This is a genomic window from Arthrobacter sp. BF1 (assembly GCF_056680215.1).
The window spans coordinates 2,750,682-2,776,252 of record NZ_CM155271.1 but is presented as its reverse complement, the minus strand read 5'-3'; the positions used below and the strand labels follow the sequence as shown (position 1 = coordinate 2,776,252).

The following is a 25,571-nucleotide window of genomic DNA, read 5'->3' as shown; positions in this document are numbered from 1 at the left end:
GGGAAGTGCCCGGAGCATTAGCTCCGGGCACTTCCTGTTTTTGCCCGCACTCACCTCAGCCGACCACGAGTTCGGTCACACGCCAGACCTGCTTCTCCCGTTCCAGGCGGATCGCGACAGCGCGGGCGCGGACGTCGTCAACCACCACTGCACTTGCCTCGTAGATGCCTGGTGCGACCTCGCACGCGCGGACTGACCGGACCACGGAATTCTTGTGCAGCCGGGCCAGGGTAGGTGACGTGGAGCGGGCCAGTTCCCGCCGGATCAGGGTGGCGCGGTGCTGGAGCACGGCGAGGCAGCGCGGATCCAGTCGCCGGGCGAGCTGGTGGATGGGCCGGATCCCGGCAAGGACCTCCATGGCGGCCTGCACGGTACCGCGTGCAATGGCAAGGACCTCGGCATCGTTGTCCGCTGCCCGCAGCTGCTGGCCCGGTGCGTGGCCCGGTTGAAGGTGGACCTGGCGGACTGCTGCCGCTGGGGCCCCGTTGGCCCTTGCAGGTCGGATGGGCGTAACTGCGTTCATGTGATTCCCCTTGGTTTGTGGGCTGATGAATGTCGGAGTATCGGTTATGCGGTGGAGGGTGCTCTCAGGATCTGCCCGGGCAGCAGGACGTGCGGGTTTTCGCCGATCTGGGCTTTGTTGGCCTCGTACCAACGGGGCCAGTGCAAGGCGACATCGACATCCGAGGCAGTCGGTCCCAACTGCTGCGAAGCAATATCCCACAAGGTGTCCCCCGCCAGCACCGTGACCTCAAGCCCGGCTTGCGGTGAGCCCTGGGCGGCGCGGACGGGTTGGGCCGCCAACAGTCCGGGATCGGTGACCGGTGGACTGGGCCGCCAGTCGGGCCGGACTGCCGCCGACAATGGAACGTGGGGTTCCGGAGCCACCGGGGTGGACTGCAGCTCCGAGGGCACGCCGTGGTTCTCCGGGGCCGGCTGTGCCTTGCCGGTGGGGGCCCATTGGGCGTGGAGCGCCGCTTCCTGGGTCGGGGCCCAGGCCGGCCCGGCGGGCGGTACAGCCGCCTGGGCCATGGGAGAGGCGAGCAGCTGGGCGGACAACGCTGCCACGGCGAGCCGCCGCATAAAAGCCGGGCTAAACCGGCCTGCCCGGTCAGCGGCCCGCTGTCTGCCGCAGCGGGCAAGAACTGCAACTGCCAGGGCCACCAGCGCGGCGAAAATCCACCATGCGACGATGGCCAGCCCTGCGGCCACTGCGACCGCCCCCAGCAGGTCATCGACGCCGGGTGCTTGCCGCCGGGCTGCGGACACGTACCACCGGTCCACCAGGCCCATTCCGGTGACGCATAAGAAGGACCCCAGCAGAATGATGGATACGGCCATCCCGGCGTCTGCGCGAAGAATTCGTGCTGAGTGAACAGTCATGACGACTTCCTATTTGATGTTGTTTAATGCTGTTTGATGTATCTACGCTCAGTTTGACTCGTTTCTGTCGGGTTTGTCTAGGGAACGGAGTGAATTGACCCCCGGTAAAGCCGCCCCCTACGCTTGGGCCCATGCGATGGGATGCACTGTTCGGTGACATGGAGGCACAGTTTTCCGAGGACGCGAAGCTGGCAGTCGAAGCCGAGATCTCGGAACGTGCCAGGGTCGATGCCGCCTCCGTTGTCCTCACCGATAGGCTGCGGGGTGGCCTGGGTAGCCGGTTGGCTGTTCACCTTCTTGGCGGCCGGACGTTCGAGGGAATCCTCAGTCATGCAGGGGCAGACGCCCTGGTCCTGGATGAGGTGCGCCATCAGGTCCTGATTCCCTATGGTGCAGTGGCGCACTATGACGGCCTGGGGCGCATTTCCCTGGGGGAGCCTTCGCAGGTGCGGCGGCGGATCGGGCTGGCGCACGCCTTGCGTGGCCTGGCGCGGGACCGGGCGGGGCTTGCGGTCATCCTGCGGCACAGCCAGGCCGGCGACAGCGGTCTGACCGGAGTGATCGACCGGGTGGGCGCCGATTTCTTGGACCTGGCACTGGTCGGTGCGGGGGAGGTCCGGCGCGCATCACAGGTCCGGCGGGTTGCCACCATTCCCTTTGAATCGGTGGGCGCGGTCCGTTCGTGGCAGGCTGGAGAGATGTAGCAGGGCCCGACGCAGGCCCTCGGAGGGGGCTAGGGACCTGGCTTAGCCTTGCTTGGCTTTTGCTTCCTGGATCATGCGGCTGGCCTCGGCGTAACGCTCCTCGATGTACTGCTCCAGCATTTTCTCCTCCACGCGCCACTGGCCTCGGCCACCCACCTGGATGGCTTTGAGTTCACCGCTGCGAACCAGTGCATAGGCCGCCGGTGAGTTGATCTGGAGCTGCTCCGCAACATCGGCGAGGGTGAGGAATCTAGGCATGCAATCAGTTTGCCACTTAAGACGTCACGTGGTGCTGTTATCCACAGTTTGACACTGTTTGGTCTTATGACTTTTGTTCCGGGGCACGTGCCGCAACAATGAGGTGTCCGGGCGTGGTGCCGCCTGGCTCGGAACTAGGGGGAAAAAGCATGAGCCACGATGCAGGAACCACAGGTGCTGGCAGGCTAAAGCCTCCGTCGTGGAAGGATCCCCGGCTGCTGGTGGGTGTGCTGCTGGTGCTCGCATCCGTGGTGGGCGTCATCTCGCTCGTGGGCAGTGCGGACCAAACCACCGAGGTCTATGCGGCCAGGGACTCCATCGCCGTTGGAGAAAAGCTGACAACGGACAACGTAGTCCGGGCCAAGGTCCGCCTCGGGGATACCGAAGAGCACTACGTCACCGTGGAAGCGGGACTTCCCGAGGGGCTGGTTGCCGTGCAGAGAATCGGGAAGAGCCAGTTGGTGCCTAAGGAAAGCCTTGCAACAGTGGATTCCCTGGACCGCAAGCCCGTGGCGGTGACCATTGGCGAGCCGTTGCCTCCGCAGGCGGTGGCCGGTACCCGCGTGGACGTCTGGGTGGCCCTGCCTGATGCCCGGAACGGCTTCAGCGAGCCAAAGCTGCTGCTGCCCGGCGCGGAAATTGCCCAGGTGACTGCGGCGTCCACCACCCTCGGCTCTTCCCGCAGCACGGTGCTGATGGTGCTGGTCGCTGACAGCCAAATGCCCGCCCTGCTCGGAGCGCAGGCCAACCAAGCCAAGATCTCAGTCGTCTGGAACCCGGGCGGTGGCAGGTCATGAGCATCCCCGTGGTGACCGTGGGGCAGGCCCGGGAGGATGTGGTGGGCGGCCTGGAGCGGCTCCACGGACCCGTCACGGTGGTCCGCCGCTGCGCCGAACTCACGGAATTATTGGCTGCCTGCCAAAGCGGGCTGGCAAGGGCAGCCGTGGTGGCCGACGGCTCCGAGGGCCTCACCGCATCCTTGGTTGACCGGCTCGGGGCAGTGGGCGTGGCGATCATCGCCCTCACGGACAACGCCGAGGAAGCAGCAAGGCTGCGGGGAATCGGTGTGGCGTCCGCACTGACCGGAGTCGAATCGGCCGCTTTGGCAGGCAGGATCGCGGAGGCTGTTTCCCAGCTGACCGGAAGCCCACAGGGCGCCACGTCAGGAAGCGCCCTGGGCGACACGGGTGCCGCGCTGCGCCAGCTCCCCGCCGACGTGGCTGACGTACCGCCCGCCTCCGGGACCGGGAGGATTATCGCCGTCTGGGGACCGGCGGGCTCACCCGGGCGTACCTTCGTTGCAGCCAACATCGCGGGGGAGCTTGCCGCGGATGGGAAGTCCGTGCTGCTGGTTGACGCGGACAGCTACGGCGCCAGCATCGCTGCGGTCCTGGGCCTGTTGGATGAAGCCGCCGGCCTCGCGCAGGCCTGCCGGCTGGCGGACCAAGGGTTGCTGGACGCCGAGGCACTGCTGAAGGTGGCCACGCCGGTAACTACCAAGCTCGGAACCTTCCGCGTCCTGACCGGGATCACCAGGGCGGACAGGTGGACTGAACTGCGGGCAGCAGCTCTGTCCTTGGTTCTGGAGCGCGCCAAGGAGATTGCCGACGTCGTGGTGGTGGACACTGGCTTCTGCCTCGAGGCTGACGAGGAACTCAGCTTCGACACGATGGCCCCGCGCCGGAACGCTGCAACACTTCGCAGCCTGGAACTGGCGGACACGGTTTTCGCCGTCGGGGCCGCCGATCCGGTGGGTGTTCCACGGCTGGTCCGCGGGCTGGCAGAGCTCGAACTGGCAGTTCCGCAGGTGGCGCCCGTGGTAGTGCTGAACAAAGTGCGGGCCGCGGCCGTGGGCAGGTCGCCTGAGCGTCAGTTGAGGGACGCGTGGGAGCGGTATGGGCCGTCGTCGGCACTGAATGTCTTCCTGCCGGCGGACAACGCCGCGGCGGACGCGGCTCTCCTGGCGGGGTCGTTATTGCTCGAAACAGCCCCTGAGTCCAAACTCAGGCGGGCAATCGCAGAATTGGTTTGTGCACCTGTCCAGCGATCCGGCAGATCCTCTGGATTTTCTACCACCGCACTGCGCCGGCTAAAGGGTTAGGCTCGCCGTAGGAGCTGCAACGGTGCAGCGTCAAATTTTTGTGATGGAGGCGTTTGTCGATGTCGTCTGGATCCAGCGTGGAGGATCAGTCCGTAGCAATTGGAGACCAGGAGGGGTTCCTGGGGGACTATTACCAACATCTGGCTGACGAGGATGCCCGGAGCTACTCCCAGGACGTGCTGGCAAGCCGCGCGGCCACCCACCGGAACGTAGCTGCCAGCCGGCGCCCTGGCCAGGCGAACGTTGCCATCGTCAATGAGGAAGACAGCAGCGTCGTTTACGTTGTCACGGACGACATGCCCTTCCTCGTGGACTCGGTCAATGCCGAACTCGTCCGCCAGAAGGCAGCAATCCGTCTCGTGCTGCACCCGCTCTTTGTTGTTACCCGGAACAGGGAAACGGGGGAGCTGGTCAAGGTGGACCGGGTACCCTCCCACATCGGGATCTCCAGCGGTGATACCGCCGCCATGCCTCTGATGTCCCACCTCATCGCCCAAGGCGAGAATGCGTCGCACATGGAGTCCTGGATCGCTGTTGAGATCAACCGCGTTTCGGACGAAACCCAGGCGTCGCTGCTCGAGGGCCTGGACCGCGTCCTGGCAGACGTCCGGGCTGCCGTCGAAGACTGGCCCAAGATGCGGAACAAGGCCATGCAGATTGCGGCAAGCCTGGACCAGGTGGCGAATCCGGCTCAGATCGCCGAGCTGCGGCAGGCGAAGGACCTGCTGCGCTGGCTCGACGACGGCAACTTCACGTTCCTGGGATACCGCGAGTACGACCTCCTCAACATCGACGGCGAGGACGTACTGGAGCTGCGGGAGGACAGCGGACTGGGCCTGCTTCGTGAAAAGGCAGGGGCCCCGCATCTGCAGCACCTGACCGATGCCGGCCGGAAAAAGGCGCGCGAAAAGCGTGCACTGGTCATCACCAAAGCCAACTCCAGGTCCACTGTCCACCGTCCCGCGTATCTGGACTACATCGGCGTCAAGAGCTTTGACGCCGCGGGCAACGTCAACGGCGAGCGCCGCTTCATCGGCCTGTTTGCCACCAGCGCCTATGCAGGGTCGGTGCGCGAAATCCCCATTGTGCGGGAGAAGGTGGATGCGGTCCTGGGCAGCGCCGGGTTCCCGCCGGATTCGCATTCCGGCAAGGATCTACTGGGCATCCTGGAGACGTACCCGCGCGATGAGCTGTTCCAGATCGAAGTGGAGGACCTGGCGGCGACCGCGGCCGGCATCCAGAGGCTGCAGGAGCGGCGGCGGACCAGGCTGTTCCTCCGCCCGGATATTTACGGCCGGTTTATGTCCGCGGTGATCTACCTGCCGCGTGACCGGTACACCACCAATGTCCGGCTCCGCATCGAGCAGGAACTTCGCTCCACGTTCAAGGCGGAGAGTATCGACTACGAGGCCAGGATGACCGAGTCCGCCCTCGCCCGGCTCTTTTACCGGATCCGCCTGCCCAAGGACGCCGACGTCAGCCATGTCAACGCCGAAGAGCTCGAACGCCGGCTGGTCCGTGCGGCCCGCTCCTGGAGCGAAGGCGTCGCCGAAGTGCTGCGCAGCGGCGGGGCCGGCCAGCAGTCAAAGGAGCTCGCCGGCATCTGGTCCGAGGCCTTCCCCGCCGGCTACCGCGTGGATTACGAGGTTGAGGATGCCCTGGAGGACATCGCCAGGTTCGAGAAATACGGCGCTGAAGCGGAGCGCGTGGCCGGTACCCGGCAGGAACGTCCGGGCGTCCACGTCTACCTGCCCAAGGGGGCCGGGGAAGACCTGGAAGAGGACGCCCGCGTCAAGCTGTACATGCTCGAGCCCAAGAGCCTGAGCCAGATCCTGCCCTACTTCCATAACCTGGGACTCGAGGTGCTCGACGAGCGGCCCTTCGAAATCGAGACAGCTGACGGTCGCGACTTCTTCCTGTATGACCTCGGGCTGAAGTACCCTGCGGGAGTCGATCCCATCGCCACCGGCGAACTGCTGGCGGACTCGTTCGGGGCTGCCGTCTCCGGAGCGGTCGAGTCTGACAGCCTTGACCGGCTGGTGCTGCGCGAGGGCATCCATTGGCGCCAGATCACGGTTCTGAGGTCTTACGCGCGGTACTTGAGGCAGATGGGAAACACCAACTCGACGGGCTTTGTGGCGGACACCCTGCTGGCGAACCCTGACGTTACCAAGGCCCTGACGCAGCTTTTCGCGGCCCGGTTCGATCCGGCGCTGGGCGGGGACGAACGGCCCGCTGCCCAGGCAAAGGTCCGTGCGCAACTTTCGGCTGCCATCGAGGAGGTGGCAACTCTCGACGCCGACCGTGTCCTGCGCACCTTCGCCAACCTGATCGAGGCGACGCTCCGCACCAACTACTACCAGTACAAGCCGCACCTGAGCTTCAAGCTTGACCCCGCCATGATTGAGGGGCTGCCGTTTCCGCGGCCGATGTTTGAAATCTGGGTCTATTCCCCGCGGGTCGAAGGCGTGCACCTGCGCTTTGGCAAGGTGGCCCGCGGCGGCCTGCGCTGGTCCGACCGCCGTGAGGACTTCCGGACGGAAATCCTGGGCCTGGTCAAGGCGCAGACCGTCAAGAATGCGGTGATTGTCCCCACCGGAGCCAAGGGCGGCTTCTTTGCCAAGCGGCTCCCGGACCCCACGGCGGACCGGGCAGCCTGGCTGGCCGAGGGCATGGAAAGCTACAAGACGTTCATTCGTGGCCTGCTGGACCTCACGGACAACCTCGTGGCCGAAGGCGGGGCGGAAACTGTAGTGCCGCCGTCGGACGTCGTCAGGCACGACGACGACGATTCCTACCTTGTGGTGGCGGCGGACAAGGGGACGGCCACATTCTCGGACATCGCCAACGGGCTGGCCGCGGAGTACGGCTTCTGGCTTGGAGACGCGTTCGCCTCCGGCGGCTCGGTGGGGTATGACCACAAGGCCATGGGCATCACCGCCCGTGGGGCGTGGGAGTCGGTCAAACGCCACTTCAGCGAGCTGGACGTGGACACCCAGACCCAGGATTTCAGCGTGGTGGGCGTGGGTGACATGTCCGGTGACGTGTTCGGCAACGGCATGCTGCTGTCCCGGCACATCCGGCTGCTTGCAGCGTTCGACCACAGGCACATTTTCCTGGACCCGGCGCCGGACGCTGAAGCCTCGTTTGTGGAACGGCAACGGCTCTTTGAGTTGCCCCGCTCCTCCTGGGACGACTACAACAAGTCACTCATCAGCGAAGGCGGCGGCGTTTATCCCCGCCAGGCAAAGTCCATCCCGGTGTCGCCGCAGGTCCGGGCCGCTATCGGCCTGCCCGAGGGGACCACCGAAATGAGCCCGCCGGACCTCCTCCGGGCCATCCTGCTGGCACCCGCCGACCTGCTCTACAACGGTGGAATCGGGACCTACGTGAAGGCAAGCACCGAGACCAACGCTTCGGTGGGGGACAAAGCCAATGATGCCATCCGCGTGGACGGCAAGGACCTGCGGGTCAAGGTGGTGGGCGAGGGCGGCAACCTGGGCATGACGCAGCGCGGCCGCATCGAGGCGGCACTGCAGGGCGTCATCCTGAACACGGATGCGATCGATAACTCTGCCGGCGTGGACTGCTCGGATCATGAGGTCAATATCAAGATCTTCGTGGACCGGATGGTGGCTGCGGGCAAATTGTCGGCGGAGGAACGCGCAGGCTTCCTCGCGTCCATGACCGATGAGGTGGGGCGGCTGGTCCTTGAGGACAATGTGGATCAGAATATCCTGCTCCTGAACGACCGGCAGCGGGTGGCCGAGTGGAGCCCGAGTTATGAGCGACTGATGGACTGGCTGGAGAAGTCCGCGGACCTGAAGCGCGATCTCGAAGCCCTGCCGAGTACGGAAACCCTGCGCGAGCGGCTGAGCCAGGGCCAGGGGCTGACATCGCCGGAGCTTTCGGTGCTGGCGGCCTACGCGAAAATCGAGCTTGCTTCGGCGCTGCGCGACAGCAACCTGGCCGATGATCCGTGGTTCCGCGCCACGCTGCGCGCGTATTTCCCGGCGCAACTGCGGGAACGGTTCGACGCTGAGCTGGACACCCATCCGCTGCGGCGCGAGATCATCGCCACGGTGGTGGCCAACGACATGATCAACATGGGTGGCATCACTTTCGCGTTCCGGACCATGGAGGAAACCTCGGCGACGGAAGTCGCCGTGGCCAAGGCGTTCGTGGCCCTCCGTGAAGTTTTCGAACTGAACCTCATGGTGGATGAGCTGAACAGCCTCCCGGCGTCGTTCCCCACCGAACACTGGAGCGCCGTTCACCTGGACATCCGCCGCATCCTGGACCGGGCGGTCCGGTGGCTGCTGGCCCAGGGCGACAGTTCGCGTCCCATCGCGGAGACCGTCGCCGAGTTCAAGCCGCTTCTGGATCCGATGCGGGGCCGGTTGCTGGACTACCTGCGCGGCGATGACCGCGAGCGGGTGTCCGGCTGGCTGGAAAAGGCGCGCGGGTGGGAACTTCCGGAAGACCTCGCGGTGCGGTGGGCTGAACTGTTCGAGAGCTTCGTTTTGCTGGACATCGCCAAGATCGTGCACGCCCGCAGAGAACCGGTGGAGGAGATCGCGTCGGTTTATTACACGGTGTTCAACCGGTTCCACGCCGACGCGCTCCTGGAACGGATCACCAAGCTGCCGCGCCAGGACCGCTGGCAGGCGTTGGCGCGGGCAGCGCTGCGCGATGACCTGTATTCCACAGTTACTGACATGACGACGGCGGTGCTTGAGTCGACGGGGTCCGAGGACTCCGCTGAGAACCGGCTGAAGGATTGGGAAGGCCAGAATACCGAGCAACTGGGCAGGGCGAAGAGCATGTTCGATGAGGTCAACGCGCTTGAGGCCGACGACATGGCCTCACTGTCGGTAGCATTGAGGCTCTTGAGGTCAATCGTCCGACGCTAGGGATCCTGGCGTCGCAACTGGAGGTGCAGTGGCAATCTTTACGGACCCTATCAGGGAACATGCTGATTTCGGGCCGGGCGATGCCGAGTGGCTGCACCTCCTGGTGGGGGACTGGCAGATGGTTGCGGACCTGGCGTTCGCGGACCTGGCGTTGTGGTTCCCGCACCCAGACCACGGGTATGTTGCGCTCGCCCACGTGCGGCCGTCCACCACGCATACGGTCTTCCACGGTGACTTTGTGGGGGAACCCATCCGGGCCGACCTGCAGCCGCTGGTGGACAAGGCCTGGGCAAGCCGGGCCATCGAACGGTCCAGCGAGACTAACTGGAGCTCGGACATGGCGCTGCGGGTGGAGGCTGTGCCGATGGTCCGCAATGGCCGGACCCTGGCTGTGGTGACCACTCACATGGACCTGTCCAGTTCCCGGATGCCTTCCCGCCTGGAGCTTACGTACCGGCAGTGCGCCTACGATCTTCTCCGCATGGGAACGCTGGGGCTGTGGCCGGACTTCGCGTCACCCACGGGCTCGCGCCGCGGTGCTCCGCGTGTGGGGGACGGGCTCATCAGGCTTGATGCCGAGGGGATTGTGCAGTACGCAAGCCCCAACGGCGTGTCTGCATTCCGGCGGCTCGGCGACGGCGAGTCGCTGGAAGGCAGATCGCTGGCCGAAGTGACGGCAGGCCTGCTGAAGGATAGGCGCTTGGTGGATGAGACGCTGCCGCTGGTGGTCACTGGCCGGATGCCGTGGCGCAGTGAGATTGAATCCCGCGGCGTGAGCCTGTCCCTGCGCGCCATTCCGCTGCGTGATGAGCAGCAGCGCTTTGGTGCGCTGGTGCTGTGCCGGGACGTTTCGGAACTCCGCCGCCGGGAGATGGAGCTCGTCACCAAGGATGCCACCATCCGCGAGATCCACCACCGCGTGAAGAACAACCTGCAGACTGTCGCTGCCCTACTGCGGATGCAGTCCCGCCGGATGGTCAGTGACGAGGCCAAACAGGGGCTGGAGCAGGCGATGCGGCGGGTGGCCACCATCGCCCTGGTTCATGAGACCCTGTCCCAGGGTCTGGCGCAGAGTGTGGACTTTGACGAACTTATTGGCCGCCAGTTCAGGCTGTCGGCTGAAGTCGCGTCACCCTCCCAACAGGTCAAGACCGAACGATCCGGGCTCTTCGGCGAACTGCCAAGTGACTTCGCCACCCCGCTGGCACTGGTGATCAACGAGTTGGTGACCAACGCCGTCGAGCATGGGCTGGAGGGACGCACCGGGACCGTGTGGCTCATCGCGGACCGTTCCGAGGAGGAAGACGGTGAGGAGCTGCTGACGGTGACCATTGCCGACGACGGCGTGGGGCTGCCGGATACGCCGCACGTTGAGGGGCTTGGGCTGCAGATTGTCCGGACGCTTGTCACCAGTGAGCTGGGCGGCAGCATCCAGTGGCAGCCCCGCGAGGGCGGCGGGACGGCCGTCCAGATCCGCCTGAGCCTGGCTCCAAGGTAACCGAGTGACTTAACGGCGATGGCCGCGACCCGGATGGGGTCGCGGCCATCGCTTTGTGCAAACGATTTGGTGCGGTTTTGTGCTGGCGCCCTCGCATAAGCGCCGGTGGGATTTGTGCTTAGGAAGCGCGGCGGGCCCGGGCGGCGCGGCGCTTGAGGGCGCGGCGCTCGTCTTCGCTCATGCCGCCCCAGACGCCGGCGTCCTGGCCGGACTCGAGGGCCCACTGGAGGCAGGTGTCAACAACCGGGCAGCGGCGGCAGACGCTTTTTGCTTCCTCGATCTGGAGGAGAGCGGGCCCTGTATTTCCAACGGGGAAAAACAGTTCCGGGTCCTTGTCGAGGCACGCCGCGCGGTTACGCCAATCCATGCTGATCAGTTGCTCCAATTCTGGGATAAGCCGTTTGTGAAATTATTCACTAGGGGCTACAAAGGAAAAGGGCCCTGCGGGGCCCCATCGGTCTTCTTCATCAAGATTGTCATGTTAACGCTGTGTAAACAAGGGGTAATACAGCTTGAAATCCCCGGATTCCTGAGCGATACATCACATCCGTGTTGCCGACCCCCACCACTGTCCGACTATGTCCGGTAGGGTGCCAGTGTGTCAAGAGCCCCCCAAAACCCCTCAGATCCGCTGCCCGAACCTGACCGCGGGACGCAGGAGCGGCCGCGCGGAATCCTGGTGATCGCGTTGATTGTCGCGGCTGAAGCCACAGCCCTTTTGGTAGCCGCAGGCTGGTACGGCTACGAGCTGGTGACCGGAGCGCCTGTGCTTTCGTTCTGGGGGGCTGTCTTTACCTTGGGCCTGTTGCTGGCGTTCTCGGCCTGGCTCTATTCAGTAGGGCACTTCCTCTTCCGGGGGCGCCGGTGGACCAGGGCGGCCGCGCTGGTGGCCCAACTGTTTGTCCTGACCATCGGCTTTCCCACGCTCACGGCCGGCGTGGTGCTGGCCGGTCTGGCTATGGTGCTTCCGGCTTTGACCGCGCTGGTGCTTCTCTTTGATAAGCGCGTTATCAGCTACGCCTCCCGGACCGGCGGGCTGCCCCCGGCGCTGTAAAGCTGGAGGGACACTCTCACCTGTCGCGGGACTGCATGCCTTTGCCCCTTGTGGTGGGGACCGTGAGGCGGCCAGCCCATCACAGCGAATCGTCCGGTGGTACCCAGCAGAGCTGGACGGCCAAAGCGCGGCCGTTCTGGATGACGACACTCCGCCCCGGCGGAGGACTCGGTTCGGCCTCAAACCGCACCCCGAAAAGATCGCCGTCCAAGTACGTCCTGGGCGCGATCAGTACGCCAGTGCCAAGATTGCGCGCGTGGAGCGCGAGTGGAACCCGCTGGGGCAGCGCGGGACTGTAGCCGGCAGTCATGACAACGGTGGTTCCGAGGGCATTGAGTTCGACGATTTGGCGGTTTGCTTCGTACGGCAAGAGGTCTGCATCGTCCACCAAGGCCACGGCCCCCTTGGCGAGACTGCCGGCTGATGCCCGTTTCAGGACTTCGGACCAGTAGGCCGAGGGGTCGGTTTGCGGTTCGGGCTGGAGCCAGGGTCCAGCATCGGGTGTGCTGCGCGTCAGCAATCGGAGAAAAGATGACTTCCCCGACGACGGGCCGCCCAACACCGCCAGCACTGCACCTCTTGGTACGCGGACGGAGACCGGTTCGAGTTCATCGCCGCCCACGCCAACCAGGAACAGGCCGGGGTCTTGTCCGGTGTTGGCGGCTGCCCCGTCCGGCGCGCGGCCAGACGTGCCGTCCAGGCCTGGTATCTCCGTCTTACCGAAGATCTTGGACGCCGTGACCATGGAAGGCAGTGGCTCAACGCGGAAGGGCCGGTTGGCCGGGGCAGTTCTCTGCGCCTGGTCCGACAGCCTCCCATCCGTCTCCGCTCTGGCAGTGTAGAACTGGCAGACCGTTGTCTTCCCGGCGGATAGTGCACCAATGGCCACGCCCCGCCCGGCCACCGATGCGGTCGGAGGCAGTTTCGGCCAGGCAATCCGGCTCTCCTCGCTCGACCCCATAGGGAAGTAGACACGGTTGGGAATGGCGGCGAAGAACCTGGCCGTGACGAGTTCCCGCTGTCCGGAGATGATCACCGTGATGCCGGCCCTGCCACCATCGCGGATCAGGTCGTGCACCAGGTCCTCCGCCCAGGCGAGCGGTCCGGAACGAAAGGCTGACGCCCAGGAACCCCAACCGGCGACTACGAGTGTGAGGGGCGTGGTGCCGGCCGTGGGATCGGCTAGCCGGCGCGCTTGCTCCCGTGCGAGCCGCTCCAGAATGCGGACGGCGCGGCGAAGCTCGTGCAGCCCGGCTCTGGCACCCACCCGACCGTGCGAGGACAACCCCACGAACGAGCTGTCCGGATCCAGGATGTACAAGTGCGATTCGTGCCTGTGGGAGGCGAGACGTAGGACTGCCAGCCGCATCCCGTCACCTGCGCCGGATTCCGGTCCCCCCACAAACCCCACGTGTCCATGCGCCGAAGGATCCCAGATGAGCGGTGCCGTCCTCTGTTCCGAGGGCAGGTCCATCAACCCGAGCCTGACGGACCAACTCTCGCCATCCAGCACCGCGAAGTCACTCACCGTCACGTTCTGATCCTCCTTGGCGTCATCGTTAGTGCCGCCAGTTGCCTTGTCGGGACAGCGGGCTGGACTGGCGGACGGTACGGGCAGGACACAAGGGAGCGGGGGAGCAACCGGCTTCCGGACTGGAACGCCGTTCATGGCCTCCCACAACTCGGACATGGAACTAATCAACGGTGAGGTCGCTTGTGCCGGCGTCGGTTCAGTGCCTCCGGATGCGGGTTCACCCATAGCCGGCGGTGCGTCGATGAAGTCCGACGCGAGGTGTACGGAGAGGCTGGTCGGTTCGGACGTGACAGGCCCGCCAGTCAGTGAAGCGGTCTGGAACTCCACCGGTGCTTCGGTGCCACGCACCAGGTAGGCGCGGCCCGGCGTGTCTATGCTGATCCCGGCGGCGGCTTTCGAATTAATGATGTCCATTGACTCCATTTCGGATTGGACGCGCAACGCGATGCTGGTGGTCACGTTTGCGCGGATGTCCGCCGTCAGAGCGCCTTGGGGCCTTTGCGTGGCCATGATGAGGTGTATCCCGAGCGAACGGCCGATGGCGGCGATCCTCATGAGTTCACGGAGTGCTTCCGGGGCGTCTTCCACGAGCATGCGGAATTCGTCGATGACAATCACAAGGTGGGGGAGCGGGGACGCGAGGCCCGCCGGAGTCGCCCGGTAGGACGCCAGGTCGGGTGTCTGCACTGCTGCCAGGACTTCTTCACGGAATCTTATTTCAGCGCGGAGCGACTGCAGGTACCTCTCCAATTCGTAGCTGCTCAGGTCGGTAAGCATCCCTACACAGTGCGGAAGCCCCGTCAAGGGACCCAAACCTGAGCCTCCTTTGAAGTCCACAAAAAGGAAGTTGATGCGGTCCGGCGGGTAGCTGTGCGCCAAAGCAATGGTCAGGCTACGGAGGAGCTCAGACTTTCCCGAGCCCGTGGTCCCGGCAACCAATAAATGCGGCCCGTCGGCCTGGAGGTCCAGCGTCTGCGCGCCGCCCGAACTTAACCCCACGGGAACGGCCAATCCGGGCCGGCTGCTGCTTGTTTTCCACCGTCTGGCTAAGTCGGGTGTGGATGCCGGGAGTATATCCGTGAGCCGGCAAGACAGGGGGATGACTCCGTTGGCAGGGGCGCGCTTGCAGGCATCCCTTGCCTGACGGCGGCAAAACCCCTCGAAGACGTATGCGGGCGCCAGATCCGGCAGGAACCGGATGCTTTCGGTTCCTGTACTGAACACGGAGCTGCGATTATCGAGTTCGACGTCCGCAGCGAGCGGGGCGTCGCCTTCGTTGAAGAAGTGGAGCACCTGCCAATCATGTTCGAGAGCCCTTTCGATGATCGGCGTGTTCTCTTTGCCGTCCAAAAGGATCAGCACGCCATGCCCGTGTGAAGGCCTGAAGCCTCGCTTCAGCAGCTGATGGACCGCGCCCGGGCGGCTGGACAGCGTGACGTCTTTCAGAAAACGGGCGGCGAGAGGTAGTCGGTCTGCTTCTCCGTGGACCACCACAATGCTTCCCGCGCCTAGCGGGTAACCGGCGAATTGCATCAGGAATGAACGCACCAATCCCTCCGTCGCGTCATGCGGCCCGCGAACGATGGTGATAGGCCGTGCGGGATCGAGTGTCACCGGCAGCATGCCGGCCGAGGGCACTGCCCGGCCCGGATCGGGCGGTTCGAACTGGAGGTTTGCCGGCCGGATTGCCTGTCCCATCCGCAGCCAGATGCCATTCCCATCGACGCGTATAGTCGTGTTCCTTTCTGAGGTAACGCTCAGCGTAAGCGTGGACAGCGGCGGAGCGGCCCGTCGTCGTCGTTCCTTATCCATGGCGACGGCGTCCCGCACACCCGCGGCCAGTTCGCGCCGCTGCCGACGGCCGCCGATTATGGGAACAAGGATGGAGATCGCTGACACCGCGGTGAAGGCCAGAAACATCCACATTCCCGTGATGACGGCAAGGCCCACGCCCATGATCACCGGGAGAACTGCTGTCAGGAGAAGCACCGCGCGGTTCGAGGGATCGTCGCGCCGCCTGACGACTAACGGTTCATGGACATCAGTGCCTGCTTGATCCAGTTGGTTGTCCGGCTCCTCCAGGAATACCAGTGACATGGTCGAGTTGCCGCACCGGATCGTTGAGTTGGTCGTGACGACGGCGTTCCGCCGGCGCTCGCCGTCCACTTCAGTGCCGTTGGCGCTGTCCAGGTCTGCCAGCGTGATGGCGGTTTCGGTGACCACCAGTTGCGCGTGTGAGCGCGAAAGGCCGGGGTCGGGGATGCTTACATCGGCGTTGCTGCGGCCAATGGTGTAGGTACCTCGTCGCAGGGGGACCACGAGGCCGGCCCCGGCGCCGCTGTGCACGGCAAGTGCCAGCGAGGCGGGCGTTTCCGGCGTACGTACCCTGGATCGGCGGGCAGTAGCGTTCGCGGAATCGACGAGGATAGCCCCGTGGACCAAGGGAGGCTGCCCGAGAGTGAGGGAATTCACGTCGTACCCGTCGACGGAAACCCTTCCGGCAGCAAACCTGGCGGCCAACTCCTGCTGCAGGTCGGTGCCGGCGGCACCTTCCGGACCATCGATGGTCAGCTCTACGGGTGGTTCCTGCAGGGTTGCGCACGGGCCCCGAACGAGTGTGCAGTGAAGCGGCATGATAAAAAGTCCTAACAGTCAGCTTGCTTCCAAGCTAGCCATCAGACCGGCAGGTGTCCCGGCGTGATTTGTCGTATGTGGATAAAGGAATATGCCTCATGATCGGAGCCTGTCCACAGCCGGCAGGTCTCGGTTAGGATCAGTGGCACTACGCCTCACGCCTAAGCCGAGCCGCCCCGGCAGAAGGAGCGATCCCCATGATTTCAGTGGAAGCAAGCGCCGATGTTTCACCAGACTCGGACGTCGGTCAGGGGTCAAAAGTCTGGCACCTGGCGCAAGTCCGGGAGGGAGCCGTACTGGGGGAGAACTGCATCATTGGCCGGGGCGCCTACATCGGTCCCGGCGTGCAGTTGGGCAACAACTGCAAAGTGCAGAACTATGCCCTGGTCTACGAGCCGGCGGTCCTGGGAGAGGGAGTTTTCATTGGGCCCGCAGTGGTGTTGACGAATGACGTGTTTCCACGCGCGATCAACGCGGACGGGACGCTTAAGACAGAAGACGATTGGGACAAGGTGGGCGTCACCATCAAGGAAGGTGCCGCCATCGGCGCGCGCGCTGTGTGCATTGCCCCGGTGACCATCGGCTCTTGGGCAACCATAGCCGCAGGCGCCGTGGTGACACGCGATGTGCCCGACTTCGCGCTGGTGGCAGGCGTCCCCGCCAAACGCATCGGCTGGGTGGGCAAAGCAGGTCTACCACTGCGTGAAGACAACGGATCGTGGGTGTGTCCGCACACGGGTAGCCGCTACGAGGAGAGCGACGGCGGGCTCCGCGAGGTAGGGGATTAACGGTGGTTGGATGCCCGCTGGGTGAGGGAGCTGACTCGCCGGATTAGTAGGTCACGATGGGGTCTCGGGTAGTCTGGTTCAGCAGGCAATGCCGAACGTTGCGCTGCCCGCTTTCGAACCAGGAGATTTTGTGACCGCTGACCTCGTCATCGTAGGGTCTGGCTTTTTCGGCCTGACAATCGCAGAACAGGCCGCCACCGAGCTCGGCTTGAAGGTTGTTGTCCTCGACCGCCGCCACCACATCGGTGGAAACGCCTACAGCGAGAAGGAAGAGCAGACGGGGATTGAAGTGCACCGCTATGGCGCACACTTGTTCCACACTTCCAACGAGCGTGTGTGGGAGTACGTGAACCGTTTCACCACCTTCACGAACTACGTTCACAAGGTCTACGGCGTTCACAAGGGTGAGGTCTACTCTCTGCCCATTAACCTGGCTACGATCAATCAGTTCTTCCGAGCGAACCTGACGCCGGGCCAGGCGCAGGAGCTGATCCAGGAGCAGGCGGGTGAGCTCGCCGGAACCGATCCGCAGAACCTGAACGATAAGGGCATCCAGCTGATTGGCCGTCCGCTCTACGAGGCGTTCATCAAGCACTACACGGGCAAGCAGTGGCAGACCGACCCCAAGGACCTGCCCGCAGGCATCATCTCCCGCCTCCCGGTGCGCTATAACTACGACAACCGGTACTTCAACGACAAGTACGAAGGCCTGCCGACCAACGGGTACACGGCGTGGATTGAAAAGATGGCGGAACACCCGAACATAGAAGTACGGCTGAACACCGACTTCTTCGACGAGTCGCACGAGTACAGCAAAAACAAAGTTGTTGGCAACATCCCCGTGATCTATACCGGCCCGGTTGACCGTTACTTCGACTTCGCCGAAGGCGACCTTTCGTGGCGGACCATCGATTTCGAAGAAGAAATTCTCGACGTCGGCGACTTTCAGGGAACGTCTGTGGTCAATTACAACGACGCCGATGTGGCCTACACGCGCATCATCGAACCCCGCCACTTCCACCCTGAGCGCGAGTACCAGACCGAAAAGACCGTCGTCATGCGCGAATTCTCGCGCGCCGCCGAAAAGGGTGACGAGCCCTACTACCCGATCAACACCGCCGCTGACCGGGAACGACTGCTTAAGTACCGTGACCTGGCCGCTGCCGAAAAGGATGTCCTGTTCGGGGGCCGCCTCGGCACGTACAAGTACCTTGACATGCACATGGCCATCGGCTCTGCCCTGACGATGTTCGACAACAAAATCCGCCCGCATTTTGAGGGTGGCGCCAAGATTGAAAGCGGAGGCGTGGACGCATGAGTGTCTCGACTAACAGCACAACTGGAACCGAAACCGCTCACTCCAACGACGGCGAAGCTCGGTGGGACACGCTCCAGCGCGTGATTCTCCCCAACTCCAGTCAAATGGATACCGTGCCGCTGTACATGGACATGGGGACGGCCACAGGAATTCAGTTGCCCACTGTCGGGGATCGCGACAATAAGGCGAGCAAGCCTCGGACCATAAGTAGCCCGACGAAGGAAGCTCATGTGGAGGACTTCCTGTCGCGCTTCTCCACGTCAGTGCGATCCGGCGAGCGTGTCTCGTTCGGTAGCTACTTCAACGCCTTTCCCGCCAGCTACTGGCGCAGGTGGACGAGCGTGGAGAAAGTGCGCCTGCATGTCAGGACCCAGGGAACCGGTTCAGTAATCGTTTATAAGTCGAACGCACGTGGTTCGCTCCAGCGCGTGGACACACGCAGGGTGGAGGGGGTCTCTGAGAATCATTTCGACCTTTCCCTCGCTCCCTTCGGCGACGGCGGCTGGTACTGGTTTGACCTTGTTGCCGGTTCGGAGCCCCTCATCATGCTGGAGGCAGAATGGCAGGGGCCCGCCACCGAAAGCCAGCCTGGTTCAGTGACGCTGCAGATCACCACCCTTAACAAGACGGACTTCTGCCTCAACAACCTGCGGCTCCTTGCCGAAAACTCTGAAGCGCTGGAACACGTCGAGGAAATCCTCATCGTGGACCAAGGATCCCAGAAGGTCGCTGACGCGGATGGCTTTGCGGAGGTAGCGGCCTCCCTGCACGGCAAGCTCCGCATTATCAACCAGTCGAACCTTGGTGGCTCGGGAGGTTTTGCCCGGGGGATGTTCGAGGCTGTGGAGAACGGCAGCGACTACGTACTCCTGATGGATGACGATATCGTGGTCGAGCCCGAAAGCATCACTCGCTTGTTGACATTCGCAGACCGCTGCAAAACACCCACAATTGTCGGCGGGCATATGTTTGACCTGTACAACCGCACAGTTCTGCATACCTTCGGCGAAACTGTGAATCCCTACCGCTTCCAGCCGTCGCTGCCCAGCGAAGAGATGATCCTCGGGCACGACTTCATGTCCTCGAACCTCCGCCAGACTTCCTGGCTCCACCGTCGCTGTGATGTGGACTACAACGGATGGTGGATGTGCCTAATTCCCACCAAGGTCATTCGCGATATCGGTCTATCTCTCCCCATCTTTATTAAGTGGGATGATGCCGAATATGGTCTGCGCGCTAAGGCGAAGGGCTACCCAACGGTCTCCTTGCCTGGTTCTGCAGTCTGGCACGTGTCGTGGATTGACAAGGATGACCTGGTCGGATGGCAGGCTTACTTCCATGCCCGCAACCGCTTCATCGTTGGGCTGCTGCACAGCCCCTACGAATTCGGTGGCCGGGTACCGCGGGAGTCACAGTATGCAGATATTAAGCACCTGGTTTCGATGCAATATGCCACTGCTCACGGCCGGCGCTGGGCGCTCGAAGACGCGTTGAAGGGGCCGGAAGGTCTCCGGGACCTGCTTCCCACTAAGCTGCCCCAGATCAGGGAAATGATGTCAGGATACTCTGATTCCGTGTTCCGGCCGGACCCTGATGAATTCCCTGCCCCGAAGATGGACAAGCCTCCTCGCCGCGGCCATGGAATCTCACAACCATCAAAAATTTCCCTCATTCCTTGGGCAGCAAAAACCGTCATCCGGCAGTTGGCATCTCCGGTCAGCGGGTCGAGTTCCGAACGTCCGCAGACCACGGTTGCCCATCAGGATAATCGCTGGTGGCGGATGTCCCAGTACGACAGCGCTGTGGTTTCCAATGCCGAGGGGACGGGCGCCTCGTGGTATCGGCGTGACCCGAAAAAGCTTCGCAAGATGCTGGCGGAAAGCGCACGACTGCACGCCGAGCTCCTGAAGGATTGGCCTGCCCTGAGTAAGAAATACAAGGCAGCTATGGATGATCTCACGTCGATTGAATCTTGGAGGAAGACGTTCGAGCAGCACACTCAGAACGAGATCAAATGAGCGGAGCGAGTGCCGCGGAACTGACTGCGCCGGGGGTAAGCGGCGGACTACGTGACATCAGACAATCGGGCTTCCTGCTGAAACTGTTGGTACGCAAGGAGCTCAAAATTCGTTACCGAGGGTCTGCTCTGGGCCTGCTCTGGTCCTACGTCAAGCCCGGAGTTCAGTTCATCGTGTTCTACGTGGCCTTGGGCGTATTTCTCGGGTTGGAACGCAGCCCTAGGAATCCTGACGGATTGGCGAATTACGCCGTATATCTGTTTTCGGGAATAGTTCTCATCAACTTCTTTTCCGAAGCACTGGGAAATGCGGCGCGCTCAATAGTGAGCAACGGCAATCTTATTAAGAAGATCTACCTCCCGCGTGAGCTTTTTCCCGTGGCATCGGTCTGGGTATCGGCCGTGCATTTCTTTCCACAGTTAGTGGTCCTTGTTGCAGCCTGCCTCTTCGCCGGCTGGCGTCCGGATGCCCTCCAGCTGTTGACTGCACTCTGCGGATTCGTCGTGGTGGCGCTGCTCGCTACCGGGCTGGGCCTGCTGTTCGGGTCCGTGAATGTGTACTTCAGGGATTCCGAAAACATTGTTGACATGTTGCTTATGGTTGCCACTTGGGCGTCTCCGGTGATGTACGCATGGACCATGGTGCACGACAAACTTGGCCCTGTCGGATATACGATCTATCAGGCGAACCCGATCACCATTGGCGTCGAGTTGTTCCACTATGCGTTCTGGTTCCCGACGACGGATGGTTCGTCGGCGATACCGCCGAATTTGTTCGTCCTCTGGTTGCCTGTAGGGCTGGTAGTTTCCCTCGCGGTGCTCGTGTTGGGACAGTTCACTTTCCGGCGGCTTGAGGGCCGCTTTGCTCAGGAGCTGTGAGTGGCAAACGCAATTGAAGTCTCCGGCATAAGCAAGGAGTTCGTCCTTCGCCATACCCGTTCCATCAAAGAAGCGGTCGTCTGGCTGGCGAAGGGGCGACGCGGCGATATGTCCAAGAAGTTCCACGCCCTAAAGGACGTCTCTTTGGAAGTTAAGACAGGGGAGACCGTAGCCCTCTTGGGGCTTAACGGTTCTGGGAAATCCACTTTGCTGAAGCACATTTCGGGTGTCATGCTGCCCGACTCCGGCACTGTGCGCACCCGCGGTCGGGTCGCGGGGCTCATCGAGGTCGGGGCTGGTTTCCACCCCGATCTTTCTGGCCGCGACAATGTATTTCTAAATGGTGCCATCCTCGGCATGACTGAACAGCAGGTCAAGGACCGTTTCGACGATATTGTTGAGTTCTCAGAAATCGGCGAGTTCATCGACACCGAGGTGAAGTTCTATTCCTCGGGCATGTACCTGAGGCTGGCTTTTTCGGTTGCCGTCCATACGGACCCCGAAGTCTTCCTGATCGACGAAATCCTGGCCGTTGGTGACGAGCCCTTCCAGCGTAAGTGCATCGACAAGATTCAAGAGTTGGCGAAGAACGGTAAGACACTTGTAGTTGTGAGCCACGACCTGGACCTTGTCTCGCGCATTTGCTCCCGTGGTGTGCTTTTGGAGCACGGAAACCTTATGTTCGACGGACCGATTAGTGATGCGGTGGCCCTGCTGCGGGCGTGATGCCCACAGCAGGGCCGGCATGTGGATCAATCCGAGTCTGTCCGCGTAATAGCCGTGTGATAGTCGGCGAACTGCGCAGGCCATCTTGCCTGAATATGTTACGACGACGGCAAGGACGTCATTTGTGCTTCGGTTCCTTTAGGAAGCGCCTGATGATACCGAGCTGATAGGTCGTTACAACCAATTCAGAGGCAGTCACCGCCCATGCCACGCCGATAACATCCGTAGTGAGCGCGGCGATGACGATCAGAGGAGCACCGGCAAGCGCTCCGAGTACAGTCGATTTTGCGAGAGCCGCCCCACGTCCGATGACCACGAGGCAGGCCAGACCCAGAATCTGTGAGAGTGCAACTGAAAAGAAAGAAAGGGCAACCGGTGTGCTCAGCGAGGCCGGAATGTTCAACTTTCCATCAGAAAGCAACGACGAAACAGTGGGAGAGAGCAGGAGAATCGCTGCTCCTCCGAGCACGCCGAACATAACTCCGGCCTGAAGGGCTCGCTTCATTCGGTGTCGTAGCCCCTCGCTCCCACCCTCCGGAATCCAGCCCTGGATAAACTGCAGTATCGGCGAAAAGGCAGTGACGCTATACCTGAATATGCGATCAATCATGGCGTAGAGATCCAGTTGGAGCGGCAGCCACGCACTCACCACAATCAACGGCAGGTTGACGTAGAGACTCCCGGTGGCGGCGGTGATCACCCCGTGCCGTTGGTGGGCGAGCCTGCTGAAAGATTGCTTGAGATCCAGGTTGATGCGGAATAGGCCTTTGCCGTTACCCAGCACCACAAACGCGCTGACGATCACGCCGGTCAGGTTGAAGACCAACTGGCAGAGAACCAGCACCTCGATGCGTCCCGTCAGCGAGAGTCCGCCAATTCCAACGAGGGTGCCCAACAATTGTGGTGTGGCATCACAAAAGAACAGTCTCCCGGGCTTGGACTCACCGATGAAATACCAGGCAGCCCCGACAGCCGGCAGCAGGTACGCAAAGGAACCAAGAACGACGAGGTTCAGATAATCCGGTTGCAGTACGACCATCAGTGCCGCCATTGCCGGAGCACCGAGCACGAACAAGTAAAATCTGCTGGCTATTGAGTCAGCGAAGAGTTGGAACCTCTTGTCTGGCGGAGTGCCGGCCACCATTGACGGGCCAGTCGTTCCCCATCCGAATCCGACCAGGACAGCAAACAGTGAGGCCACGGACTGGCATACGGCCTGCACCGCCCATGCTTCGGTACCAGCTATCCGGATGACAATAGGAATGGCCAAGATGCCGACCAGGGTACTGACGCCAACTGTCGCAGCGAAGGTCGTCAACCGCCGTAGTGCGGAAAAAACCTGCTTCATCGGAGCTAGTCCTTCTATCAGTTGCCCGCCATGAAGCGGAATCGTAGATGATTGAGAACGGTCGGGATCTTTGATCGAGGGAGAGGCTCAGCGCCGCCCGGCAGGACGCGGTCCCTCAGCCAAAGTGTGTCCATCGCTGGGTGATATTAATGCTCGGCAGGAACGATTGAATATCGAGACCGAGTCGTAGGGGAAAGCTGCCGACTGACGGGCCTTCGAACATGGCCTTCTCAGTTACAGGCCGTAACTTTGTAAAGCTTTGCCTCTCCCTGATGGTCGATGAGCTTACCCACTCCCGAACTAACCAAATCGTCCAATCCGCGGAAGCCGTGGTCGCCCGCATGGACCTCCTTGTGACCGAAATCCAAGACGTAGTCAGCCCGGAGGTCGCGTACAACAGGGCAAATGCTCGCATCTGACCGCGCGTCCTTCAATCGCTCATAAAGGGCTTCTCCGCCCGCCGGTACTGCGCTGAGGATGTGCAGCTGCAGAGTCTTCCGACCCTCCAGAGCGTAGGCCAAAGGGCTTCCATTCCAAGGGTTTCCCAGCAAGATTGCGTCGGCCGGAACTTCGTCATCCAATCGGTTGAGGAGCGCCAGTTCATCTGAGGAAATCAACGGAGAATCAGCGGTGATTCGATACCCAGGGGCTGCCGCTGCCTGGGCTTCCCGGAGATTGGCTTGCTGGGTACCCCAGACCAGTCCGACCAACAGGACAACCGCTACTGCGTTGTTGACGTGCCTGGCCGCGAGAGTTGGCGCGGGGCCGATGCGCTGTCGGCGGGTTTGAAGAGCATCCAAGGCCGTGCGAACCCGCGAGGCCGCGAAGCCTGCAATTTGCCGCCCCCCGATGACCGCTGCTGGGAGGATGGCCACGGGCAGAAGTGCCGCCAGCCTGGGCGGATCGTTGTACCAAATGCCCGTTATGAACGTCCGGCCGTCTCCGAACGGCATGGCACTTGCAACGACGTAAAGCCAGCCCATAACGACGTACATTCCAACAACCCAAAGGTGTCGGCGGCGTTTCACGAGGGTGCCAAGTCCAACCAACGCCAGAATCGCTATGGCCCATGACACCGGGCGCCCGATCGCAGAACTTGTGATAACTTCGCCGATTGCGCGCCCCGTGGTTTGGAATGGTGGCCAAAATGAAGCGACCTCAGCCGGGCGAACGTATTCCCACGCGGTGATAAGGGCAACAACGCCAAGCAGCAAACCGAAGATCGACAGGCCGAGATACTTCCACTCGCTCCGCCAAGAGGTCAAGCGCGGTCGCACTTTTTCCCACCATAGTCCCAAAAGAACGGGGACCGAGATTATCGCGAGTGCCATGACACAGCTAGTGTGAGCCAGGGCGAGGCCGGGCAATACGGCAAGCAAAAGCAGGCAGCTTACCAGTTTCGGAACTGCACTCGACTTCGATTTGCCCAGGGCCTGCAGGGAAATGCCGACGGCAATGGGCAGCAAGCTAATACCCAGGGCCAAAGGATAGAGGACGCCGAAGTCCATCATCATAATAGGGAAGGCGCCGAATGCGGCCGAAAGAATTCCCGCCATCAAGCTGGCCAGCATTTTTCTTCCCACAATTTGCTGAACCAGAAAGATACATCCGATGGGCCAGACTAAGGCTCCCACCACGAGATTAATGACATTAACACCGACCGGGATCGGGGCCAAGGTGAAGCCAACCAGGAGGGAAACCAGATCGTGCCAGGCCGCGGGGTAGAACCCGGCTCCGCCGGTCATCCCGGCAATGCTGAAGGACGAGGCGGATCCTGTATCGAGGATGTACCGAATGGCATTCAGATGGAAAACATTGTCGAAGGTCTGGGAGAACGCCTCAGGCTCGCCGAAGACAAATATGAGGCGGCGACCTATGAGGATGGCCCCAATAAGAACGGCCGCCAACTCAATTATCGGCAATTTCCAGCCTATTGCTGGTGGGTGTTGTTTGGGCGAACGCCGGCTCAAGGCCAGGGCAACGACGAGTGCCACGACCGCGACGACGAAGGTAGTCACAAGGACTGGGACTAGGGACCAGGTGAGCCCTAGCAGGGGGGCCACCATCCCGGCCACGGCCACAACGCTGACGGTGAGGGCCGGTGCTATCGCCACCAGGCCGAAATCCCTGAGACCGCTGGCCCAGCCGATCAGGACTCCGGGGACGAACAGAATTGCCAACGCAGCAATCAGCAGCGGGAGTGTTGACCACCAGGACACAGAAAACCTTCCGAAAAATGAATATGCAGGCATCCGGAACTTCGACTGACGCCATGTATGTTGGGCGGGCACCCCTTTAAGATCCTACTTGACAATGACTGTGGGGTCGGGTCGTCCCAAGTGAGACCAATATTGCTTGACTCACCTCGCCGCCGATCGGCGGCTCCAGACCTGTCTGCCCGTGCATTGGCTTGGAG

18 protein-coding genes are annotated in these 25,571 nt (G+C 62.4%); 11 read left to right on the top strand and 7 right to left on the bottom strand.

Features of this window, described 5'->3' with window-relative positions; genetic code table 11:
• Positions 1–55: 55 nt before the first annotated feature.
• Positions 56–523, bottom strand: coding sequence for an Rv3235 family protein (locus tag AC1MCD_RS12995; protein ID WP_498672541.1), 468 nt, complete (start codon positions 521–523; stop codon positions 56–58).
• Positions 524–567: 44 nt separating this feature from the next.
• Positions 568–1,383: a LysM peptidoglycan-binding domain-containing protein gene (locus AC1MCD_RS12990; RefSeq protein WP_498672538.1), complete on the bottom strand. Its 816-nt coding sequence runs from the start codon at positions 1,381–1,383 to the stop codon at positions 568–570.
• A 131-nt stretch (positions 1,384–1,514) separates the two neighbouring features.
• On the opposite strand from AC1MCD_RS12990, the gene AC1MCD_RS12985 reads away from it, so the two are divergent.
• A complete protein-coding gene (locus AC1MCD_RS12985; RefSeq protein ID WP_498672535.1) occupies positions 1,515–2,087 on the top strand; it encodes a hypothetical protein in 573 nt (190 codons plus the stop codon).
• A gap of 42 nt (positions 2,088–2,129) precedes the next feature.
• On the opposite strand, the gene AC1MCD_RS12980 is transcribed toward AC1MCD_RS12985, so the two are convergent.
• Positions 2,130–2,345 (bottom strand): helix-turn-helix domain-containing protein, encoded by a 216-nt coding sequence (locus AC1MCD_RS12980; RefSeq protein WP_104062208.1) that lies wholly within the window; start codon positions 2,343–2,345, stop codon positions 2,130–2,132.
• 149 nt (positions 2,346–2,494) lie between these two features.
• On the opposite strand from AC1MCD_RS12980, the gene AC1MCD_RS12975 reads away from it, so the two are divergent.
• The 4 genes from AC1MCD_RS12975 to AC1MCD_RS12960 are packed head-to-tail and all read left to right on the top strand — an operon-like array spanning position 2,495 to position 10,857.
• Entirely contained in the window at positions 2,495–3,142 is a 648-nt protein-coding gene (locus AC1MCD_RS12975; protein WP_498672531.1) for a hypothetical protein, read from the top strand.
• Positions 3,139–4,446, top strand: coding sequence for a CpaE/TadZ family protein (locus AC1MCD_RS12970; RefSeq protein ID WP_498672528.1), 1,308 nt, complete (start codon positions 3,139–3,141; stop codon positions 4,444–4,446). Before AC1MCD_RS12975 ends, AC1MCD_RS12970 begins: the two co-directional genes overlap by 4 nt.
• 59 nt (positions 4,447–4,505) lie before the next feature.
• Complete coding sequence (locus AC1MCD_RS12965; protein WP_498672526.1) at positions 4,506–9,359, top strand: NAD-glutamate dehydrogenase; 4,854 nt, start codon at positions 4,506–4,508, stop codon at positions 9,357–9,359.
• Positions 9,360–9,387: 28 nt separating this feature from the next.
• Positions 9,388–10,857 (top strand): sensor histidine kinase, encoded by a 1,470-nt coding sequence (locus AC1MCD_RS12960; protein ID WP_498672524.1) that lies wholly within the window; start codon positions 9,388–9,390, stop codon positions 10,855–10,857.
• Between the two features lie 118 nt (positions 10,858–10,975).
• On the opposite strand, the gene AC1MCD_RS12955 is transcribed toward AC1MCD_RS12960, so the two are convergent.
• Positions 10,976–11,224 (bottom strand): WhiB family transcriptional regulator, encoded by a 249-nt coding sequence (locus AC1MCD_RS12955; protein ID WP_003804966.1) that lies wholly within the window; start codon positions 11,222–11,224, stop codon positions 10,976–10,978.
• Positions 11,225–11,455: 231 nt separating this feature from the next.
• Here AC1MCD_RS12955 and AC1MCD_RS12950 point away from each other — a divergent pair, with 231 nt between their 5' ends.
• Positions 11,456–11,911, top strand: coding sequence for a hypothetical protein (locus tag AC1MCD_RS12950; RefSeq protein WP_498672522.1), 456 nt, complete (start codon positions 11,456–11,458; stop codon positions 11,909–11,911).
• Between the two features lie 79 nt (positions 11,912–11,990).
• On the opposite strand, the gene AC1MCD_RS12945 is transcribed toward AC1MCD_RS12950, so the two are convergent.
• Positions 11,991–16,079: an FtsK/SpoIIIE domain-containing protein gene (locus tag AC1MCD_RS12945; protein WP_498672520.1), complete on the bottom strand. Its 4,089-nt coding sequence runs from the start codon at positions 16,077–16,079 to the stop codon at positions 11,991–11,993.
• A gap of 197 nt (positions 16,080–16,276) precedes the next feature.
• On the opposite strand from AC1MCD_RS12945, the gene AC1MCD_RS12940 reads away from it, so the two are divergent.
• From AC1MCD_RS12940 to AC1MCD_RS12920, 5 genes are all read left to right on the top strand, one after another.
• Complete coding sequence (locus tag AC1MCD_RS12940) at positions 16,277–16,867, top strand: acyltransferase (protein WP_498672518.1); 591 nt, start codon at positions 16,277–16,279, stop codon at positions 16,865–16,867.
• Between the two features lie 130 nt (positions 16,868–16,997).
• A complete protein-coding gene (gene glf / locus AC1MCD_RS12935) occupies positions 16,998–18,185 on the top strand; it encodes a UDP-galactopyranose mutase (RefSeq protein WP_498672516.1) in 1,188 nt (395 codons plus the stop codon).
• The gene (locus AC1MCD_RS12930) at positions 18,182–20,203 is read left to right on the top strand and encodes a glycosyltransferase (protein WP_498672515.1); all 2,022 of its coding nucleotides are present in this window, start codon (positions 18,182–18,184) and stop codon (positions 20,201–20,203) included. The genes glf and AC1MCD_RS12930 overlap by 4 nt, the downstream gene beginning before the upstream one ends.
• Positions 20,200–21,081 carry an ABC transporter permease gene (locus AC1MCD_RS12925; protein ID WP_498672513.1) on the top strand — a complete coding sequence of 294 codons (882 nt, stop codon included), beginning with the start codon at positions 20,200–20,202 and terminating at the stop codon, positions 21,079–21,081. The genes AC1MCD_RS12930 and AC1MCD_RS12925 overlap by 4 nt, the downstream gene beginning before the upstream one ends.
• On the top strand, positions 21,082–21,807 hold the full coding sequence (locus tag AC1MCD_RS12920) for an ABC transporter ATP-binding protein (RefSeq protein ID WP_498672511.1): 726 nt from the start codon (positions 21,082–21,084) through the stop codon (positions 21,805–21,807).
• Positions 21,808–21,925: 118 nt separating this feature from the next.
• Here AC1MCD_RS12920 and AC1MCD_RS12915 read toward each other — a convergent pair whose 3' ends face one another.
• Positions 21,926–23,155, bottom strand: coding sequence for a lipopolysaccharide biosynthesis protein (locus AC1MCD_RS12915; RefSeq protein ID WP_498672509.1), 1,230 nt, complete (start codon positions 23,153–23,155; stop codon positions 21,926–21,928).
• 230 nt (positions 23,156–23,385) lie between these two features.
• Positions 23,386–25,374, bottom strand: a complete 1,989-nt coding sequence (locus tag AC1MCD_RS12910) for a DUF6541 family protein (protein WP_498672508.1) — start codon at positions 25,372–25,374, stop codon at positions 23,386–23,388.
• Positions 25,375–25,571 lie beyond the last annotated feature (197 nt).

Bases quoted from the DNA above. Each gene is read 5' to 3' on its own strand.
- AC1MCD_RS12995 (WP_498672541.1), bottom strand. From the start codon at position 523: ATGAACGCAGTTACGCCCATCCGACCTGCAAGGGCCAACGGGGCCCCA.
- AC1MCD_RS12990 (WP_498672538.1), bottom strand. From the start codon at position 1,383: ATGACTGTTCACTCAGCACGAATTCTTCGCGCAGACGCCGGGATGGCC.
- AC1MCD_RS12985 (WP_498672535.1), top strand. From the start codon at position 1,515: ATGCGATGGGATGCACTGTTCGGTGACATGGAGGCACAGTTTTCCGAG.
- AC1MCD_RS12980 (WP_104062208.1), bottom strand. From the start codon at position 2,345: ATGCCTAGATTCCTCACCCTCGCCGATGTTGCGGAGCAGCTCCAGATC.
- AC1MCD_RS12975 (WP_498672531.1), top strand. From the start codon at position 2,495: ATGAGCCACGATGCAGGAACCACAGGTGCTGGCAGGCTAAAGCCTCCG.
- AC1MCD_RS12970 (WP_498672528.1), top strand. From the start codon at position 3,139: ATGAGCATCCCCGTGGTGACCGTGGGGCAGGCCCGGGAGGATGTGGTG.
- AC1MCD_RS12965 (WP_498672526.1), top strand. From the start codon at position 4,506: ATGTCGTCTGGATCCAGCGTGGAGGATCAGTCCGTAGCAATTGGAGAC.
- AC1MCD_RS12955 (WP_003804966.1), bottom strand. From the start codon at position 11,224: ATGGATTGGCGTAACCGCGCGGCGTGCCTCGACAAGGACCCGGAACTG.
- AC1MCD_RS12945 (WP_498672520.1), bottom strand. From the start codon at position 16,079: ATGCCGCTTCACTGCACACTCGTTCGGGGCCCGTGCGCAACCCTGCAG.
- AC1MCD_RS12940 (WP_498672518.1), top strand. From the start codon at position 16,277: ATGATTTCAGTGGAAGCAAGCGCCGATGTTTCACCAGACTCGGACGTC.
- AC1MCD_RS12930 (WP_498672515.1), top strand. From the start codon at position 18,182: ATGAGTGTCTCGACTAACAGCACAACTGGAACCGAAACCGCTCACTCC.
- AC1MCD_RS12925 (WP_498672513.1), top strand. From the start codon at position 20,200: ATGAGCGGAGCGAGTGCCGCGGAACTGACTGCGCCGGGGGTAAGCGGC.
- AC1MCD_RS12915 (WP_498672509.1), bottom strand. From the start codon at position 23,155: ATGAAGCAGGTTTTTTCCGCACTACGGCGGTTGACGACCTTCGCTGCG.